16 protein-coding genes are annotated in these 17,729 nt (G+C 71.6%); 8 read left to right on the forward strand and 8 right to left on the reverse strand.

Translation table 11 applies throughout. The features are described 5' to 3' along the window. Nucleotides 1–8: 8 nt before the first annotated feature. Nucleotides 9–1,043 carry a LacI family DNA-binding transcriptional regulator gene (locus ACQPXB_RS23770; protein WP_366587010.1) on the reverse strand — a complete coding sequence of 345 codons (1,035 nt, stop codon included), beginning with the start codon at nucleotides 1,041–1,043 and terminating at the stop codon, nucleotides 9–11. A 131-nt stretch (nucleotides 1,044–1,174) separates the two neighbouring features. On the opposite strand from ACQPXB_RS23770, the gene ACQPXB_RS23775 reads away from it, so the two are divergent. Genes ACQPXB_RS23775 through ACQPXB_RS23785 form a run of 3 tightly spaced genes read left to right on the forward strand, consistent with a single transcriptional unit; the run spans nucleotide 1,175 to nucleotide 5,368 of the window. Then, complete coding sequence (locus tag ACQPXB_RS23775) at nucleotides 1,175–2,497, forward strand: MFS transporter (RefSeq protein WP_366587007.1); 1,323 nt, start codon at nucleotides 1,175–1,177, stop codon at nucleotides 2,495–2,497. A 1-nt stretch (nucleotide 2,498) separates the two neighbouring features. After that, nucleotides 2,499–3,689 carry an enolase C-terminal domain-like protein gene (locus ACQPXB_RS23780; protein WP_432856023.1) on the forward strand — a complete coding sequence of 397 codons (1,191 nt, stop codon included), beginning with the start codon at nucleotides 2,499–2,501 and terminating at the stop codon, nucleotides 3,687–3,689. Nucleotides 3,690–3,709: 20 nt separating this feature from the next. Continuing rightward, a complete protein-coding gene (locus ACQPXB_RS23785) occupies nucleotides 3,710–5,368 on the forward strand; it encodes a glycoside hydrolase family 13 protein (RefSeq protein WP_432856026.1) in 1,659 nt (552 codons plus the stop codon). 247 nt (nucleotides 5,369–5,615) lie between these two features. On the opposite strand, the gene ACQPXB_RS23790 is transcribed toward ACQPXB_RS23785, so the two are convergent. Continuing rightward, nucleotides 5,616–6,548, reverse strand: coding sequence for a hypothetical protein (locus ACQPXB_RS23790; protein ID WP_432856029.1), 933 nt, complete (start codon nucleotides 6,546–6,548; stop codon nucleotides 5,616–5,618). Nucleotides 6,549–6,796: 248 nt separating this feature from the next. Further along, nucleotides 6,797–7,828, reverse strand: a complete 1,032-nt coding sequence (locus ACQPXB_RS23795) for an LLM class flavin-dependent oxidoreductase (RefSeq protein WP_432856032.1) — start codon at nucleotides 7,826–7,828, stop codon at nucleotides 6,797–6,799. Between the two features lie 341 nt (nucleotides 7,829–8,169). Here ACQPXB_RS23795 and ACQPXB_RS23800 point away from each other — a divergent pair, with 341 nt between their 5' ends. The 3 genes from ACQPXB_RS23800 (at nucleotide 8,170) to ACQPXB_RS23810 (ending at nucleotide 11,956) form a co-directional block, all read left to right on the forward strand. Continuing rightward, nucleotides 8,170–9,762, forward strand: a complete 1,593-nt coding sequence (locus tag ACQPXB_RS23800; protein ID WP_432856035.1) for an APC family permease — start codon at nucleotides 8,170–8,172, stop codon at nucleotides 9,760–9,762. Nucleotides 9,763–9,919: 157 nt separating this feature from the next. Then, nucleotides 9,920–10,699 (forward strand): class I SAM-dependent methyltransferase, encoded by a 780-nt coding sequence (locus tag ACQPXB_RS23805; RefSeq protein WP_432856037.1) that lies wholly within the window; start codon nucleotides 9,920–9,922, stop codon nucleotides 10,697–10,699. Nucleotides 10,700–10,741: 42 nt separating this feature from the next. Next, nucleotides 10,742–11,956, forward strand: a complete 1,215-nt coding sequence (locus ACQPXB_RS23810) for an MFS transporter (RefSeq protein WP_432856040.1) — start codon at nucleotides 10,742–10,744, stop codon at nucleotides 11,954–11,956. 13 nt (nucleotides 11,957–11,969) lie between these two features. Here the strand turns inward: ACQPXB_RS23810 and ACQPXB_RS23815 are convergent, their stop codons facing one another. Next, the gene (locus ACQPXB_RS23815; protein WP_432856043.1) at nucleotides 11,970–12,863 is read right to left on the reverse strand and encodes a LysR family transcriptional regulator; all 894 of its coding nucleotides are present in this window, start codon (nucleotides 12,861–12,863) and stop codon (nucleotides 11,970–11,972) included. Nucleotides 12,864–12,946: 83 nt separating this feature from the next. Between ACQPXB_RS23815 and ACQPXB_RS23820 the strand changes: the two genes are divergently transcribed. Beyond that, nucleotides 12,947–13,801 carry an EamA family transporter gene (locus ACQPXB_RS23820; RefSeq protein ID WP_432856046.1) on the forward strand — a complete coding sequence of 285 codons (855 nt, stop codon included), beginning with the start codon at nucleotides 12,947–12,949 and terminating at the stop codon, nucleotides 13,799–13,801. On the opposite strand, the gene ACQPXB_RS23825 is transcribed toward ACQPXB_RS23820, so the two are convergent. The 3 genes from ACQPXB_RS23825 to ACQPXB_RS23835 all read right to left on the reverse strand — a co-directional run bounded on the left by ACQPXB_RS23825 (nucleotide 13,798) and on the right by ACQPXB_RS23835 (nucleotide 16,139). After that, entirely contained in the window at nucleotides 13,798–14,988 is a 1,191-nt protein-coding gene (locus tag ACQPXB_RS23825; RefSeq protein ID WP_432856049.1) for an RNA polymerase sigma factor, read from the reverse strand. The genes ACQPXB_RS23820 and ACQPXB_RS23825 overlap by 4 nt on opposite strands. Nucleotides 14,989–14,995: 7 nt before the next feature. Continuing rightward, on the reverse strand, nucleotides 14,996–15,349 hold the full coding sequence (locus tag ACQPXB_RS23830) for a YciI family protein (protein ID WP_432856052.1): 354 nt from the start codon (nucleotides 15,347–15,349) through the stop codon (nucleotides 14,996–14,998). Between the two features lie 121 nt (nucleotides 15,350–15,470). After that, the gene (locus tag ACQPXB_RS23835; protein ID WP_366586977.1) at nucleotides 15,471–16,139 is read right to left on the reverse strand and encodes a DUF3159 domain-containing protein; all 669 of its coding nucleotides are present in this window, start codon (nucleotides 16,137–16,139) and stop codon (nucleotides 15,471–15,473) included. A gap of 204 nt (nucleotides 16,140–16,343) precedes the next feature. Here ACQPXB_RS23835 and ACQPXB_RS23840 point away from each other — a divergent pair, with 204 nt between their 5' ends. After that, nucleotides 16,344–16,970, forward strand: coding sequence for a DsbA family oxidoreductase (locus tag ACQPXB_RS23840; RefSeq protein ID WP_366586975.1), 627 nt, complete (start codon nucleotides 16,344–16,346; stop codon nucleotides 16,968–16,970). Between the two features lie 61 nt (nucleotides 16,971–17,031). Here the strand turns inward: ACQPXB_RS23840 and ACQPXB_RS23845 are convergent, their stop codons facing one another. Continuing rightward, entirely contained in the window at nucleotides 17,032–17,529 is a 498-nt protein-coding gene (locus ACQPXB_RS23845; RefSeq protein ID WP_366586972.1) for an ATP-binding protein, read from the reverse strand. Between the last annotated feature and the right edge of the window lie 200 nt (nucleotides 17,530–17,729).

Raw genomic sequence — 17,729 nt, forward strand, 5'->3', positions numbered from 1 at the left:
GGCCCGGCTCAGCCCAGCCGTTCGGCGGCACGCGGGGGAGCGGTGTCACTGTCGCCGGGTGAGATCGTCATCGGCCAGACCTCCTGCACCGGGTCCTTCGCCGAGGCGACCCGGGCGAGCACGATCTCGCCGAGCCGCCGCCCGTAGGCCTCCAAGGACACCGCGAACGTCGTCAGCGACGGCACGAGGTAGTCGCACACCGGGTTCTTGCGGAACCCCACCACGGCCAGGTCGGCGCCCGGCCGCACACCGGCTTCGGCGAAGCGCCGGTAGAGCCCGAGCGCGAGCGTCTCCTGCGCCAGCATCACGGCTGTCGGCGCCGGCGCCATCGCCAGCAGGCGTTCGGCGAGCAGCCCGCCGCCCTCGGGCGTATCGGGCAGGCGGATCTCGGCGGCCGGCTCGAGCCCGTGCGCGGCCAGCGCCTGCCGGCAGCCGCGGGTGTACTCCCAGGTGCTGTTGACCTCTCCGTCGTCGTAGGCCAGGGCGATCCGGGTGTGTCCGGCGGCCACGAGCCGCTCCACCGTCTCCGCCGCGACACCCTCGAAGTCCAGGTCGAGCCACGCGTGGCCCTCGGGCCCGCCGCGGCCGAGGGCCACGAACGGCACGCCGCGCTCGGTCAGCAGCTCCACCCGCCGGTCGACGCGGTGGGTGTTGGAGATGACGTAGGCGTCCGCGATGTGCCGGTCGACGGCGTTGACCAGGTACCGGTAGGGATCCTTGGCCGGCCCGACCGGCAGCAGCACCAGGTCCATCGAGCGTTTCGCGAGCTCCTGCTGCAGGCCGTCGCAGACGCTGAAGTAGAACGTCTCGCCCATCGCGGTGCGCGCGGTGTTGGTCTGCATCACGAGCGCGACGGTGCCGGTCGCTCCGCGGCGCAGCGTGCGGCCGGACTGGTTCGGCTGGTAGCCGAGGCGCTCCGCGGCCGAGCGGACGCGCTCGCGCGTGGCGTCGCTGACCTCGCCTCGCGCGTTCATCGCGCGCGACACGGTGCTGATCGACATGCCGAGCTCGGCCGCCAGCTCCCGGATCCCGACCCGGCCCATGCGTCCCCCATCCCTTCAGGTTGTCGCTCACAGTATCGCGGGTGGATCACCCACTGGCGACCCGGAAACGTTTCCGGTAACGTTTCCGGTGGACGCGCCGAGGCGTCCGGTTGCCCGTGGGCGGAGGATCCATGCTCGAGTCACGTGTGGTGCGGAAGCTGTCGCTGAGACTGCTGCCCGTGCTGATCATCGGCTACTTCCTGGCGATCATCGACCGCGCGAACCTGGGGGTCGCGGCGCTCACGATGAACGCCGACCTGGGGATCGGCGCGGCGGCGTTCGGGTTCGCCGCGAGCGTGTTCTTCGTGCCGTACGTGCTGCTCGAGGTGCCCTCGAACCTCGCGATGGCCCGGTTCGGGGCGCGCTGGTGGATCGCGCGCATCCTCGTGACCTGGGGGATCATCTCCGCCGCCCACGCGCTGGTGTGGGACGTGCCGAGCCTCTACGTCGCACGCGCGCTGCTCGGCGCGGCCGAGGCCGGCTTCTTCCCGGGCGTGATCTTCTACCTGACGCTGTGGTTCCCCGCCGCGCACCGCGGCCGCATCATGGCGACGTTCACCGCCGGCATCCCGGTGGCACTGATCATCGGCACCCCGCTGTCGGGCCTGATCCTCAACCTCGAAGGCTGGCTCGGCCTGCACGGCTGGCAGTGGGTGTACCTGATCGAGGGCGTGCCCGCCGTGCTGATGGGGATCCTGATGCCGTGGCTGCTGCCGAAGAGCCCGGACAAGGCGAAGTTCCTCGACGAGGAGGAACGCGCTTGGCTCACCGCCACGCTGGCGCGCGAGGCCGCGGAAAAGGAAGCGCTCGGCGGGAGCGGCAGCACCCGGCGCAAGGTGCTGAAAACGCTGCTGAGCCCGAAGGTGCTGATGTTCGCCGTGGCGTACTACGGCCTGACGAACCTCAACGGCGCGGTGTCCACGTTCCTGCCGCAGATCCTCAAGCCGTTCGGGCTGGGGAACACCGCGACCACGTTCGTCGCCGCGATCCCGTACGTGTTCGGGCTCCTCGGCATGCTGGTGCTCGGGCGCCTGGCCGACCGGCCGGGGCTACGGGCGACGAGCCTCTACGTCGCGCTCGGCGTGTCGCTGGTCGGGCTGGTCGCGTCGGCGCTGTTCGACGCGCCGGTGGTGAAGCTCGTGGCGCTGTGCGTGGCCGCGTTCGGCGTGTTCGGGGTGCTGCCGACGTTCTGGGGCCTGCCGACGGCGATCCTCACCGGGGCGGCGGCCGCGGGCGGCATCGCGCTGATCAACGCGCTCGGCAACCTCTCCAGCGTCGTGAACCCGGCGGTGATCGGGGCGATCGACGCGAAGACCGGCAGCTTCGACGGCGGCCTGTTGTGGCTCGCGGCGATGTCGGTGGTCGCGATCCTGGCGGTCACGGTGATCCTGCTCGTCTGGCGGCCCGAGCGGCGGGCGCTGGTTTCCGTGTCCGGCCCGAAGCAGGAGGTCTGACGTGCGCATCGCCGAAGTGCGACTGCGGCGGCTGAAGGGCGTGCTGCCGACCGACGGGGACCTGTGGGAGGACCGGCTGGTCCGTCCGCTCGACGTCTACCCCGAGTACCGCACCCGCGACGACCACGAAGGCGGGGTGCAGCGGCCCGGCGGGTTCGAGATCACCACGTACTTCGTGGAGATCGAGACCGACGAGGGCCTGGTCGGGCGCGCCGGCCCCGTCCCGGAGACCGTGGCGTGGCTGGTGGCGCACGAGCTGCGGCCGCTGCTGCTCGGCCGCGACCCGATCGCGGGCGAGAAGCTGTGGGACCAGCTGCACCGCGCGCAGGTGCACGGACGCGGCGGCCAGCCGATGCTCGCGATCAGCGCCGTGGACAACGCGTTGTGGGACCTGCGCGGCAAGTGGCTCGGGCAGCCGGTGTACCGCCTGCTCGGCGGGCCGACGCGCGACGAGGTGCCGGCGTACGCGTCGATGCTCGGCTTCTCGGTGCAGGACCTGGACCGCGTGCGCGAGCGGGCCGTGGAGTTCCGCGATCGCGGGTACCGGGCGCAGAAGTGGTTCTTCCGCCACGGCCCGGCTAGCGGGTACGAGGGGCTGCGCGCGAACGTCGCGCTCGTGCGGACGCTGCGCGAGGCCGTCGGCGAGGACTACGACCTGATGTTCGACTGCTGGCAGTCGATGGACGTCACCTACGTGACGGAGCTGGCTTCGCGGATCGCCGAGTTCCGGCCGCGGTGGCTCGAGGAAGCCGTGATGCCGGACCGGATCGACGGGTACGCCCTGCTGCGGCAGCGGCTGCCGATCCCGCTCGCGGGGGCGGAGCACGAGTACACGCGCTGGGGTTTCCGGCGGTTCGTGGACGCGGGCGCGCTGGACGTGCTGCAGCCGGATCTGTACTGGTGCGGCGGGCTTTCCGAGGCGTTGAAGATCGCGGCCTACGGCACCGCCCACGACCTCCAGGTGATTCCGCACGGCCACTCGGCCACGGCGACGCTGCACTTCTCGCTGACGCAGTCGCCGGCCCACACGCCGTACCAGGAGGATCTGGTGAAGTGGAACCAGGTGCACCAGCTGTTCCTGGCTTCGCCGGTGAACCCGGCCGGCGGCGTGCTGTCCCCGTCGGACGCGCCGGGGCTGGGCATGGAGCTGGATCTGGGCCGCGCCGACGCCGACGACGTCGTTTTCGCTTGAGCTATCGGGAAAGCAGGGGAATGAACACGCCTCGCTGGTGGCAGACCGCCACCGTGTACCAGATCTACCCGCGCAGCTTCGCCGACTCGAACGGCGACGGCATCGGCGACCTGCGCGGCATCATCGGCAAGCTCGGCCACCTGAGCGCGCTGGGCGTCGACGTGGTGTGGCTTTCGCCGGTGTACCCGTCGCCGCAGGACGACAACGGCTACGACATCAGCGACTACTACGGCATCGACCCGGTGTTCGGCACGCTCGCCGACTTCGACGAGCTGCTGGCGCAGGCCCACGCGCGCGACATCCGCGTGGTGATGGACCTCGTCGTGAACCACACGTCCGACGAGCACCCGTGGTTCGTCGAGTCGCGTGACCCCGCGAGCCCCAAGCACGACTGGTACTGGTGGCGCCGCGAGCCCAACAACTGGGGCTCACGCTTCTCGGGCCCGGCGTGGGAGCGGGACCCGGATTCGGGGGAGTACTACCTGCACCTGTTCTCGCGCAAGCAGCCGGACCTCAACTGGGAGAACCCGGAGCTGCGCCGGGAGATCCACCGGATGATGCGCTGGTGGCTCGACCGCGGAGTCGACGGCTTCCGCATGGACGTCATCAACTTCATCGCCAAGCCCGTCTCACTGCCCGACGCGCCACTGGTCGCCGGCGACCTCTACGGCGACGCGGAATCCTTGTACGCCAACGGTCCCCGTCTTCACGAGTTCCTGCAGGAGATGCACCGCGAGGTCTTCGCCGGCCGTGATGATCGCCTCCTGACCGTCGGCGAGACGCCCGGCACGTCCGTCGCCGATGCGGAGCTCCTCACCGACCCGGCGCGCCGTGAGCTCGACATGGTGTTCCAGTTCGACCACGTGGAGCTCGACCAGGGCCACTCGAAGTGGGACGTGCGGCCGTTCGACCTCGTGGCCCTGAAGCGCACGCTCGCCCGCTGGCAGGTCGGCCTGGCCGACCGCGGCTGGAACAGCCTCTACTGGAACAACCACGACCAGCCCCGCGTCGTCTCCCGCTGGGGCGACGACGGTGCTGATCGCGCGGTTTCGGCCAAGGCGCTGGCCACCGTCCTCCACCTCCACCGCGGCACGCCGTACGTGTACCAGGGCGAGGAGCTCGGCATGACCAACGTGCCGTTCTCCTCCATCGACGACTTCGCCGACATCCAGTCCCGCAACCACTACTTCGAGGCGACGGGCCCGTTGGGGCAGCCGCCTTCCGCCGTCCTGGCGGCCCTTCGCGCCCGCTCCCGCGACAACGCCCGCACCCCGATGCAGTGGGACGCCACCGCCGAGGCCGGCTTCACCTCGGGTACGCCTTGGCTCCGGGTCAACCCCAACCACGTGACCGTCAACGCTCTGTCGCAAGTGGACGATCCGGAGTCGGTGTTTTCGCACTACCGCCGGCTGATCGCGCTGCGGCATGCGGAGCCGTTGGTGGTCTCGGGCCGGTATTCGCTGCTGGAGCCTGATCACCCTCGGCTGTTCGCGTTCACCCGCACTTCCGGTGACCACGGGCTGCTGGTGCTGGCCAACTGGTCAGGCTCACCGCTCGACGTGCCCCCCTCCGCCGTGGCCGGCTGGTCCGGCGCCTCCCTGCTCCTGGGCAACTACCCGGGGCCGGTGTCAGTGGGGGGTCCGCTGCGGCCTTGGGAAGCCGTCGTCTTCCGCCGCTGACGCCGCGTGAAGGCAACGACGCTCCCGGCCGCCGCACCGAGCACCGCAACCGCGGCGGTCGCGACGCGGACGAACCCGGTGAAAGCGAGACCGACCGCGAGCAGCGCGAAAGGCGCGAGCAGCACGGCCACGGAAAGCGAAACGGTCCGGACCAGAGCCCGCGCGCGCCGAGTGCGAGCGTCGGAGGTGAGGACCCGGTCGAGCAACTGCAGGAAGGTGAGGCGGTCGGTGCCCCGGGGGACGGTGGTCACCGGTTCGCCGCCGCGCTCGGTCGGCCGACGGTGCGCAGCGCGAGCGCCGGGGGCTCGCCCTGGTCGCGCAGGCGGCCGACGAACCGGTCCGGAGTCGGGCTCCGGTCGACGATCCGCGCGAAGGTCGCCGAAGGCTTGACCGGTCCTCGTGTTCCCTCGAGAACCACGCCTTCGCCGAGGATCCCCGCCACGGGGTCGCACAGATCTTCGACCAGCGAGAACACCGAAGGACCCTGCTCCGTTTCGAGGTGGAGCGCCGTGCCGCCCAACCCGCTCCACACGTCGATCGCGCCCGCGTGCGCGACCAGCCCGATGCGGCGCAGCATCGCGCTGCCGAGCGCGACCGGACCGCAGTGCTGCCAGTGGAAGTCGTAACCGTGCCGCTCACCTGAGCTCAACTGGGGCGAGCACGCCAGGCGCGGGTCGACGCATCTCCCGCCGTAAGCCGTGTGGCTGATGGTGCCCCAGATCTGCGTCCAGTCGTGTTCTCCGATGTCACGGACCACGACGCGGCAAGGGGTGACTCGGCCGTCGACATCGAGCAGGCGGAGCTCCAGGTGCGGCCCGGTGAAGGTGATGCGCAACCCGGGAAGGCCGTCGCGGCCCTCATTCGGTTCGACCGGAGCCAGCAGCGCACGGAAGAACCGGGGCGCCGCGTCCTCTGCCAGGCTGACCACGAGCATGTCGCGGCGTGGGCTGACCTTTCTGAACACCCCGGGCCCGGTGGATCGGCGGGCGGAATGCCGGAGGGCGAGCAGGAGCGAAGTCTCCAGAACCCGCTGGTGCAAGGAATGTGCGGCCGGAATCATCGCATCTCGCGGAGTGGTCGCGCCGGGGAGATCGGCGCTGATCGCCTTGTGGGCTTCCTGATGCGTCTCACCGGTGAACCGGCGGCGGACCGAGGCGAGCTCGGCGACTGAGGTGGTCACGGCAGAGTCCTTCCTTCGTCACCGCCCGGCTCGGCGAGGAGGGAATCCAGCCATGGTTCTTCAGGCACCCACGGGGCGCGATCGGTCGTTCGTGCTGTTCGGTGGTTCTGTCGCCCGGGTTGCCGGGTGGGCGACACCAGCAGTGCCCGCACCGTGCGCGACGGAGCATAGCGCAGGGTGAGTTGCGGAGCTTCTCGCGCGGGGTTGTGCCGGCCGCGGCTCACCCCGGAGGGAGCCGGCGCCGGGGGTCAGGCGGCCGGCTTCCAGCCCAGTTCCGGGCCCAGGCGGGTGGCGATGTCCGTCAGGATTTGCACGTAGTCGGCGTGCTCGAAGGTGAACGGCAAGGCGAAGGCCACCTCCGAGACCTCCCGGAACCCGGCGTCCGCGTACAGCCGCTCGGCGATGGACGCCGAGGTGCCCACCAGGTCTTCCGCGAAGGTCATGCGGGCGGGGCCGTGGGCCTTGCCGACGCGGGGGAGGCGGGAGGCGGCGTAGGCCTCGTACTTCGCGCGCTGCTCTGGGGTCGCGCTGTCGGTCGGGATGACGACCAGGCCCTGGGACACGCGGGCGTCGGGGCCGAGCGGGTGGTGGGCGCGGAACTCGCGGATCTGGGCGGCCTGGATGGCGGCGAAGTCGACGTCGGTGGCCTCGGGGTCCTCGACGCGCACGACGCTGCTGGCCAGGAGGTTCATGCGGTGCTCGCCGGCCCAGCGGGCGGAGCGGGTGCTGCCGCCGCCGTACCAGAGGCGGTCGGCGAGGCCGGGGGAGTGCGGCTGGACGCGGGGCGAGTACTCCTCGATGCCCTCGGTGCCGCTGAAGTCGGTGGCCTTCTCGCCGCGGATGAAGCCCAGGAGGCGCTCCACGCGCCGGTAGCTGAAGTCCTCGGCCGACGCCGTGTCGGGGTAGAGCGCGGGCGCGAGGTGGTCGTAGTGGCGCGGCTCGCCGACGCTCAGGCCCGGGTTGAGGCGCCCGCCGGAGAGGACGTCGACCGTGGCGAGGTCTTCGGCGAGGCGCAGCGGGTTCTCCCAGCCGAGGGGGATCACGGCGGTGCCCAGTTCGATGCGGCTCGTGCGCTGCGTGGCGGCGGCGAGCACCGCGACGGGGGAGGAGATGCCGAACTGCAGGTGCCGGTGACGCACCCACGCGCTGTCGAAGCCGAGCTCCTCGCCGAGCTGGATGACCTGCAGCGTCGACTCGTGACCGGCGGCGGGATCGGCCTCGTCGAACAGCCCGATCGTGAGGAAGCCCAGCTTGCGCAACGGTTCCGAGGTGATCGGCACGGCAGTTCCTCCTGGCTCCGGGTCCTGCCGCAGATCAACCTCGGCGGCGCCGGGATTGTTCCGGTTCCGGTGTGGTCTGGAGCACTTTGTCGAAGCCTCACGAGATGTCCGGTTTCCCGGACTGAAACTAACTTGTAACGGAGCGACGGTTCCGTTCCATCGGCCGGCACGCCAGAATCGCGCGTTGTGATCGCGTCAGAAATACATTCGGAGGCTTGCGATAAATCCTGAAAACAGGTACTGGCGCGAATCATTCGGACAAAGTTCCCGAACATTCGGATCGAGGCACATCCATGGTTGAACCTGCCCAGAAAACCGCAGCCGCGGGCACTTCGCCGAGAATGCGCAGATCGGTCGGTTTCTACGGCCTGATGTTCGTTTCGCTCGGCTCGATCATCGGCTCCGGCTGGCTGCTCGGCGCGCTCAAGGCGGCGAAGGTGGCTGGCCCCGCGTCGCTCGTGTCGTGGGTGCTCACCGCGATCATCATGGCCACGCTCGCCCTGATCCACGCGGAACTCGGCGCCGCCGACCCGGTCGCCGGCGGCACGGCCCGGTACCCCGCGCTCGCGTACGGAGTGCTCGGCGGGTTCGTCGGCGGCTGGGTGGCGTGGCTGCAGGCGGTGGCGCTGGCGCCGGCGGAGGTCGAGGCCAGTCTCGAATACCTCGACAACATCACCTGGATCAAAGAACACCTGAATCTGCTGAGCCCCTCGGGCACGCTCACCGCGAGCGGGTTCGGCTGGGCGACGCTGCTCATGGCGATCTTCACGCTCATCAACCTCGTCGGCGTGAAACTGCTGTCGGAAAGCAATTCGGCCACGGTGATCTGGAAGACCGCGGTACCGGTGCTGACAGTGGTCGTGCTGCTCTCGCTGCGGTTCCACCCGGGCAACTTCACCGCGGGCGGTGGCTTCGCCCCGCACGGCGCCCACGGCATCTTCGCGGCGCTGCCGGTCGGTGTGGTGTTCGCATTGCAGGGCTTCGAGCAGGCCGTGCAGGTCGGCGGCGAAGCCCGCGACCCGCAGAAGGACCTGTCGCGCGCGATCATCGTCGCGATGGTGATCGGCACGATCGTCTACCTGCTGCTGGAGGTCGCGTTCATCGGCGCGCTCGACCCGACCGCGCTGCTCAAGGGCTGGGACAACCCGATCGCGCAAGGCTCGTTCGGCCCGTACGCCACGCTGGCGACCCTCGCCGGCGCCGGCTGGCTGTCGTACGTCCTCTACGCCGACGCCTTCGTCTCCCCGGCGGGCACCGGCATGCTCTACCTCGGCACGTCGGCGCGCCTGTCGTACGCGATGGGCCGCGAGCGCACGCTGCCGAAGGGCCTGGGCAAGCTCAACGTGCGCGGGGTCCCGGTGTGGTCGATCGTGTTGTCGTTCGTGGTCGGCGAGATCGCGTTCCTGCCGTTCCCGAGCTGGCAGTCGCTGGTCAGCGTGATCACGTCGGCCACCGCGCTGATGTACGCGTTCGCGCCGGTCTCGATGATCGCGCTGCGCAGGCGCGACCCGGACCGCCCGCGCCCGTACCGCGCGCCGATGCCGAAGGTGCTGGCGCCCGCGGGCTTCGTGGCCGCGAACCTGATCATCTACTGGGGCGGCTTCGACGTCACGTGGAAGATCATGATCGCCGTCGTGATCGGCTTCGGCCTGTTCCTCGTCGCGCGCGCGACGAGCCCGAAGCTGGAACGCCTCCCGATCGACTGGAAGGCCGCGCAGTGGATCGCGCCGTGGCTCGCCGGCCACGTGCTCATCGGCTTCCTCGGCCGCTACGGCGAGTCGGGCAACATCAACGCCCTGCCGGAGTGGATCGACCTGCTGGTGGTGATCGCGTTCAGCCTGGCCGTGTTCTACTGGGCCGTGAACGTCGCCGTCGACAGCGCCAAGGTGAAGGCGGCGGTCGAACGCGAGGCGCTGGAGCTGGCGGTGCAGTGACGTCGCGGGTGACCGGTTTCCCTTGCGGGAGACCGGTCACCGCGGTGCCGGAACGGGCGCGGGGCGTTCGGACGCTCACCGGCGGCGCCGCGAACGGTGTCGGCGCGGCCGATTCTCGCTTGCGGCGCGGCGCCGTACGCGATCATCCTCGGGTGCCATGACGACGAACCTCACCGAGTTCTACGGCCGCGGCACCGACGAGGACACCCGGCTGACCCGCTCGCCGCACGGCAGGCTGGAGTTCCTGCGGACGCGGGAGCTGGTGCGCCGGGCGCTGGACGGGAACGCGTTGCGGATTCTCGACGTCGGCGGCGGGACCGGCGTGCACGCGCGCTGGCTCGCGGCGGAGGGGCACTCCGTGCACGTCGTCGATCCGGTGCCCCGCCACGTCGAGGCCGCGGCCGCGATCCCCGGCGTCACGGCGGAACCCGGCGACGCGCGGGCCCTCCCGTGGCCGGACGCGAGTGCGGACGTCGTCCTGCTGTTCGGGCCGCTCTACCACCTCGTCGAGGCCGGGGACCGAGCCACGGCGCTGACCGAGGCCCTGCGGGTACTCCGCCCCGGCGGGGTGGTGTGCGCCGCGGCGATCGGCCGTTATCTGTCGCTCCTGGAAACGGGGACGACCGGGCGTCTCGACGCGCGGATGGCCGCCGCGGTCGGCGAGGTCGTCGGCACCGGAACCTACGACGGTCACGTCGGGTTCGTTCCCGCGCATTTCCACACCGCCGCCGAGCTGCGCGCCGAAGTGCGGGCCGCCGGTGTGCGGGACGTCGACGTGTTCGGCGTGGAAGGCCCCGCGTGGGCCGCGCTCGACATCGCCACCGCCGACCTGCGAGACGAGCACCTGGACTCGGCGCTGCGCTGCGCGCGGATGGTCGAGCGGGATCCCCACCTGATCAACGCCAGCGCGCACCTGCTCGCCTTCGGAAAGGCTTGACCGGCAAGAAAAGCACTTGACCCAGCCACCAGACTCGCCGGTATGGGGTCGTGGGGGCGGTTGCAGCTGGTTGCGGTGTTCGGGTCGGCGGGGGAAGGCCTGGTGCTGTCGGCGATCCCGCTGCTGGCCGTGTCGATCACGACCGACCCGCGGGAGATCTCGCTGGTGACGGTGGCCGGGCAGGCGCCGTGGCTGGTGTTGTCGTTGTTCGCGGGCGTGGTGATCGACCGGGTGCGGCGGACGGCGGTGCTGGCGGGGGCGTACGCCGTGCTCACCGCGGCCGCCGTGGCGCTCGCCGTGACCGGGTCGCTGCGCGAGCTGAGCCTGCCCCTCGTGGCGGTGGTGGCGTTCGTGGTCACCACCGCGCAGGTGTTCGGCGACGGGGCCAGCGGCGCGCTCGTGCCGGACGTCGTGGAGCCCGGCCGGCTGGCGGCGGCGAACGCGCGGCTGCAAGTGATCGACCGGGGGCTGGTGCAGTTCGTCGTCCCGCCGGTCACCGGTGTGCTGCTCGGGGTCGAGGCGGGGATCCCGGCGTGGGGCGCCGCGGCGGCCGCGGTCGTGGCTTTCGCCTTGGTGCGGCGGATTCCGTCGGCGCCGCCAGTCAAGTCGCCGGCGCATCCGTTGCGGGACATCGGCGAAGGGCTGCGGTACCTGGTGGGCACGCCGCTGCTGCGGTCGATCACGATCACCGTCGCGCTCGGGTCGTTCGCGGCGAGCGCCGGCAACGCGATGCTGGTGCTCTTCGCGACTCAGGTGCTGCACCTCGGCCCCGTCGGCTACGGCGGGCTGATGGCGTGCCTGGCCGTCGGCTGGGTCGCGTCGTCGTTCGTGGTCGACCGGGTGGTGCGGCGGCTGGGGTACTCGTGGTCGATGCGGTGGGCGCAGAGCTGCGGGGTGGTGGCGCAGCTGGCGATCGCCGTGGTGCCGCCGTGGCCGCCGGTCGTGGGGCTGGTGCTCGTGTTCCTCACGGCGACCACGCTCGTGTGGAACGTCTGTTCCCAGTCCTCACGCCAGCGTTTCACGCCGTCGCCGCTGCTGGGCCGCGTGCTCACCAGCCACCGCGCGCTGGCGTGGGGCCTGACGCCGCTCGGCGCGCTCGCGGGCGGGTTCGTCGCCGCGCACGTCAGCCTGCGCGCGGTGTGGGTGATGAGTGCGCTGATCCAGCTGGCCGGCGCCGTGGTGGTGTGGTGGCAGCTCTCGCCCGCCGCCTTCCGGGACGCCGAGCTCACTCAGGCCCAGCCCGGCCTCCGGACCTGACCCGAGTCCGTGGTCACGGGTCGCCGCGGTGCAGCAGGCCGAGCACGAGCGCGAGCGGCGGCCACGCGTCCCGCCCGCGGCGGGTGGCCGTGAACGAGCGCAGCCGCACGTCCGGTCCGGTCAGCGGCAGCAGCGCCACCTCCGGCCGCGTCGGGCGCGCGACCGGCAGCAACCCGACGCCCGGCCCGGCGACGATCAGATCCTCCACGAGATCGAGGCTGTCGGCCAGGTGCGTGACGCGCGGGGTGAACCCGGCCATCGACGCCAGCGTGCGCACCACGTCCTCGTCGGCGCGGTTGCGGGAGTTGCCGATCCAGTCGTGGTCGCGGAACGCCTCGAACACGGCCAGCGTGCCCTCGCCCGCCACGCGGCCCGCATCCGTCGCCGGCACCCCCAGGCCCCACGCGGCCGTCCACAGAGGACGGACGTCGAGCGAGCGGTCCGTGGTCGCGGGCGCGAGGTCGTAGTCGTAGATCAGTGCCAGGTCGACGTCGTCGGTCAGCAGCTGGGTCATCGCCTCGGCGGGTTCGTACTCGCTGATCACCAGCCGCACCCGCGGATGCGTCCGCGCCAGCCGGTCGGCCGCCGGAAGCAGAGCCCGCCGGATCGCCGTGGCGAAACCCGCGACCCGCACGGTGCCTGCGGGCTCCGCGTGCGGGTCGAGGTCCGCCCGCGCCGCCTCCACCGCGGCCAGGATCGTCACGGCGTGCTCGGCCAGCCGCCGCCCGGCCGGGGTCAGGCGGACGCGGCGGCCGTCCGGTTCGAGCAGCGGCGCGCCGGTCTCCTTGGCCAGCGCGGCGATCTGCTGCGACACCGTCGACGTGGTGGTGTCGAGCACATCCGCGACGGCGCGCATCGAGCCGAGCCGCGACAGCTCGAGGAGGAACTGCAGCCTGCGGGTGTCCATACCCTCATTGTCCAGGATTCTCGGACAGTACGTTCACGATCGGCACGTGGACACGAACGGTGGGCATCCGTTCTCCTGGACGCGTGCTCTCCTCCTCCACCCGCACCGGGGCGGTGCTCGCCGTCGCCGCGATGCTCTGCGTGCAGCTCGGCCTGGCCCTGTCCGTCGGCCTGTTCGACCGCGTCGGGCCCGAGGGAGCGGCGTGGCTGCGGCTCGCCTGGGCCGGGGTGCTGCTGCTCGTGCTGGTCCGCCCGCGCCCGTCGTCGTTCAGCCGCTCGACACTGCTCGCGTGTGTGGTGCTGGGGGTCGTCACGGCCGGCATGACGATGCTGTTCATGGCCGCCGTCGCGCGGCTGCCGCTGGGCACGGCGAGCGCGCTGGAGTTCCTCGGCCCGCTGACGGTCGCGATCACGCGCGGGCGCGGCGGCAAACGCCTGTGGCCCGTGCTCGCCGCCGTCGGTGTGCTGCTGCTGACCGAGCCGTGGGAAGGCGGGTCGGACCTGGTCGGCGTCGGCTACGCCCTCGCGTCGGCGGTCTGCTGGGCCACCTACATCCTGCTGACGCAACGCGTCGGCGACGAGGTGTCAGGCGTGCGCGGGCTCGCGGTGTCCATGCCGGTGGCGGCGATCGTGGCGACGCTGGTGCAGGGCCCGGCGGTGTTCGGGCACCTGTCGTGGGAGCTCCTGCTCGCCGGGCTGGGGCTGGCGATCCTGCTGCCGGTGGTGCCGTTCAGCTTCGAGATGCTCGCGCTGCGGCGGCTCAACGCGTCGGCGTTCGGCACGCTCATGAGCCTCGAACCCGCCATCGCGATGACGATCGGGCTGCTCGTGCTCCACCAGGTGCCCGACCTCGCCGCGGCCGCGGGGGTGCTGTTCGTGGTGGTCGCGGGCATCGGTGCCGAACGCACCGGCGCGCGGGAACCCGTTGCGGCGCCTTAGGTTTCGGTCAGGCGAGCCCGTCGCGCCTGCAGGAAGGCGCGTTCGGTGTCGTTGCCGGCCAGGCCGATCGCGTCGTCGTAGGCCGCGACGGCTTCCGTGGTCCGGCCCAGCCGGGTGAGCAGGTCGGCGCGGGTCGCCGGCAGCAGGTGGTACCCCGGCAGGTCCAGTTCGTCCACGACGGCCAGCGCCGCCGCCGGACCGTGCACCTCGGCGACGGCGACCGCCCGGTTGAGCGCGACGACCGGCGTCGGGGCGTGCCGCAGGAGCTGGTCGTAGAGCGCCAGGACCTGCGGCCAGTCGGTGGCCGGCCCGTCCGTGTGCACCGCGTTGATGGCGGCCTGCAGCTGGTACGGACCCGGCTGCCCGCGGCGCAGGCAGCGGCGCACCAGGTCGTGGCCCTCGGCGATCAGTTCGCGGTTCCACCGCGACCGGTCCTGCTCCGCGAGCACCACCAGCTCACCGGAGGGACCGACGCGCGCCGGCCGACGGGCTTCGGTGAGCAGGAGCAGCGCCAGCAGCCCGAGCACCTCCGGCTCGTCCGGCATGAGGTCGGCGAGCGCCCGCGCGAGGCGCACGGCCTCGAGACACAGATCCGTCCGCAGCAGCTCGCCGGAGGTCGACGTGTAACCCTCGTTGAACACCAGATACAGCACGGTGAGCACGGGCGGCAGCCGGTCGGGCAGGTCGGCCTCGGCGGGCACGCGGTAGGGGATGCCGGCGTCGCGGATCTTCTTCTTGGCGCGCACGATCCGCTGGGCGACGGTCGCCTCCGGCACGAGGTAGGCGCGCGCGATCTCCGGCACCTCCAGCCCGCCGAGCAGCCGCAAGGTGAGCGCGGTCTGCGCGAGCGGCGAGAGCGCCGGGTGGCAGCAGGTGAAGATCAGGCGGAGCTGATCGTCGCGCACGGGTCCCACCTCCTGCGGCTCGTCGGGCCGGCTCAGCAGCAACGCCTGCGCGTGGCGCGCTTCGCGAGTGGACTCGCGGCGCAGGCGGTCGATGGCGCGGTTGCGCGCGGTGGTCACGATCCACCCACCGGGGTTGGGCGGCAGCCCGTCGGCCCACTTGGTGACGGCCACCGCGAACGCGTCCTGCACGGCTTCCTCGGCGAGCCCGATGTCGCCGAGGAGACGCGTCAGCGTGGCCACGCAGGGGCCGTACTCCGCCCGGTAGACGCTGTCGAGATCCATCGGCGCGTCAGCGCCGCGGGACTTCGCCGAACGGGCGCACCTCGATCGCCTGGCCGCAGGCCAGCGCGCACTTCTCGGCCCACGCCAGCGCCTGGTCGAGGTCTTCGCACCGGATCACCCAGAACCCGCCGAGCTGTTCCTTCGTCTCGGCGAACGGGCCGTCGGTGATCGTGACTCTGCCGTCGCCGGGCCGCACGACCGTGGACGCGTGCGAGGGCTCCAGGCCGCCGACGAACACCCACACCCCGGCGGACTTCATGTCCTCGGTGACCTTGCCGGTCCGGGCCAGCATCGGCTCGAAGTCCTCCTCGGGCTCCGGCTTGCTCTCGTCGAGCTGGACGGCGAGCAGGTACTGCTTCATGGCGGGCTCCTTCGCTCGGGCGACCGGTCCGTTCGCCGGTCCCTCACCCTGCCCACGAACCGGCTCGACGCCATTCGACACCACGAAGGGAAAAACTTCTCGCTTTGCCGCGTTCTCGCCGCTACGCGTCGGCCAGCAGCTTCTCGCGCTTGCTCGCGTAGTGGATCGCCCACGCGGCGGCGCCGAACGCGAGGCCGGTGAGCGGGTTGCCCATGGCGATCTTGGCGAACGCGAGCCAGCCCGTGCGGTCCTGGTCGTAGAGGTACTGCTGCACCAGGAAGCGCGACGCGAACACCAGCGTGGCCGTGGCGGTGGCCAGGTCGTAGCCCAGCCGCGAGCGCCGGTCGGCGAGCCAGGTCATCTTCTCGCTGTTGACCAGGCTCCACACCACACCGACCAGCGGCCGGCGCACGATGATCGACACCGCGAGCACCACGAAACACGCGAGGCTGAACCAGATGTCGGACAGGAAGTAGCCCTTGGCCGAGCCGGTGAGGAACGCGATCAGCGACGTGATCGCCACCCCGACGAAACTCGACACCGCCGGCTGCAGCGGCTTCTTCAGCACCACGGCCAGCACCACGAACACCACGCCGGAGGCCACGGAGGCCACGATCCCCGGGATGAGCCCCGCGAAGGAGTTCACCACCACGAACACCAGCGACGGCAGCGACGACACGAGCAGGCCCACCAGCCCGCCCGTCCGCTCCCACGCCGTGCGCGGCCGTGACTCGGAGGCTGACCCGGCGTCGTCCCGCCGGGCTTCGGTCTTCGTCCCAGGTCGCTCCACACCTCCGATTGAAACGGGCGGGAACTAGGCAAACTCCTAGCTTGGGCCCACGGTCGGGTGGTCCCGGCGGTCACCCTGCGTGGGTCCGGCTCGTGGTGAGCCCGCCCACACCCGCCGGGCGCGGCGGCCCCGCGGCGCAGGAAGCGGTCGGTTACCTGGGAGTGCGTACTTCTGGATCACCCCAGCGCTCCTTAGGCTGGGGCCATGCACGTGGAAATCTGGAGCGATGTCATCTGCCCGTGGTGTTACCTCGGGAAGGCGCGGTTCGAGGCGGCGCTGGCGGGGTTCGAGCACCGGGACGAGGTGGAGGTGACGTTCCGGTCGTTCGAGCTGGACCCGTCGCGCGACACGGTGGAGCCGTTGCAGGAGATGCTGACCGCGAGGTACGGGCCGCAGGCCGTCGAGATGGAAGAGCGCCTGGCCGGGCTCGTCGCGGAGGTCGGGCTCGGGTACCGGTCCGACCGGGAGATCGGCAACACTTTCGACGCCCACCGCCTGATGCACCTCGCGCGCGAGCGCGGGCTGGAGCACCGCATGGTGGACGCGTTGTTCAAGGCCAACTTCGCCGACGCGCGGCCGCTGTTCACCGGGGACACGCTGCTCGACGTGGCGGTGGAGGCCGGACTGGACCGCGAGGACGCGAGCCGCGTGCTGGCCGATCCGGCGGCTTACGCGGACGCCGTGCGCGCGGAGGAGCGGGAAGCGGCGCAGCTCGGCGCGACCGGGGTGCCGTTCTTCGTGCTGGACCGGCGCATCGGCGTCGCGGGCGGGCAGGCCACCGAGGTGTTCGCGCAGGCGCTCGAGCGCGCGTGGAGCGGGCGCGCCGCGTGACCGGCGGCCACTGAGCCCACCGAGCCTACTGAGCCCACCGAGTCCACTGTGGACGAGCTGCTCAGCCGGACCAGCCGCTGAGCCGGTTGAGCAGCCGTTCGAGCACTTCCGGGTCGGCGGCGACCGGCGCGCCCGACACGGGCTCGTCCACGAGGGTGCGGCGTTCCTGGCGGCGCGGCAGGCGGACCTGGCCCGCGGTCATGCCGCCGGGCAGTGGCATCTCGCACCACGTGAGGCGGCCGTTGCGCAGCGGCTCCACGCCGATCTGCTCGCCGGGCGCGGTGCGCGGCGGGTTCGGGCCGACGAGGTCGTCCTCGATCTCGACCACGAGCACCTCGCCGCGCAGCTGCAGGCGCACGGTGATGAACGCGGGGGCGGCGGAGTTGCTCTGGTCCACGATGTCGCCGACGAGCCGTGACGTGACGGCCGTGACCTGTTCCAGCATCGGCAGGAGCGACCAGTCCGACAGGATCAGGCGGACGAACAGCTCGGTGCACGGAACCGCACTGGGCTGAGCCACCAGTCGGAGATCGTCCACCTGGGTGGTGCGCGTGCTCAAGCCTCACCTTCCTCGTCGGCTCACTGCCGCCCTCCGCGAGCGGGACCGGTTGGGGCATCATGCCATCGACCTCGCGGCGGTTCGCGGCGGGAGGTCGATGTGTGTACCCGCACGGTCACGCATCCAGATTCGCTGGGTGAACGCCCCAGGTCACGGCTTCGCGGTACCCGCCGTGATGGTCGAGGCGCCCGCGGGTTCGC

The organism is Amycolatopsis sp. CA-161197 (assembly GCF_050942255.1).
GTDB lineage: Bacteria > Actinomycetota > Actinomycetes > Mycobacteriales > Pseudonocardiaceae > Amycolatopsis.

Excerpts from the sequence above, each read along its gene's own strand:
- ACQPXB_RS23830 (WP_432856052.1), bottom strand. The coding sequence starts at position 15,349 with ATGAAGCAGTACCTGCTCGCCGTCCAGCTCGACGAGAGCAAGCCGGAG.
- ACQPXB_RS23805 (WP_432856037.1), top strand. The coding sequence starts at position 9,920 with ATGACGACGAACCTCACCGAGTTCTACGGCCGCGGCACCGACGAGGAC.
- ACQPXB_RS23825 (WP_432856049.1), bottom strand. The coding sequence starts at position 14,988 with ATGGATCTCGACAGCGTCTACCGGGCGGAGTACGGCCCCTGCGTGGCC.
- ACQPXB_RS23800 (WP_432856035.1), top strand. The coding sequence starts at position 8,170 with ATGCGCAGATCGGTCGGTTTCTACGGCCTGATGTTCGTTTCGCTCGGC.
- ACQPXB_RS23785 (WP_432856026.1), top strand. The coding sequence starts at position 3,710 with ATGAACACGCCTCGCTGGTGGCAGACCGCCACCGTGTACCAGATCTAC.
- ACQPXB_RS23775 (WP_366587007.1), top strand. The coding sequence starts at position 1,175 with ATGCTCGAGTCACGTGTGGTGCGGAAGCTGTCGCTGAGACTGCTGCCC.
- ACQPXB_RS23770 (WP_366587010.1), bottom strand. The coding sequence starts at position 1,043 with ATGGGCCGGGTCGGGATCCGGGAGCTGGCGGCCGAGCTCGGCATGTCG.
- ACQPXB_RS23840 (WP_366586975.1), top strand. The coding sequence starts at position 16,344 with ATGCACGTGGAAATCTGGAGCGATGTCATCTGCCCGTGGTGTTACCTC.
- ACQPXB_RS23810 (WP_432856040.1), top strand. The coding sequence starts at position 10,742 with ATGGGGTCGTGGGGGCGGTTGCAGCTGGTTGCGGTGTTCGGGTCGGCG.
- ACQPXB_RS23815 (WP_432856043.1), bottom strand. The coding sequence starts at position 12,863 with ATGGACACCCGCAGGCTGCAGTTCCTCCTCGAGCTGTCGCGGCTCGGC.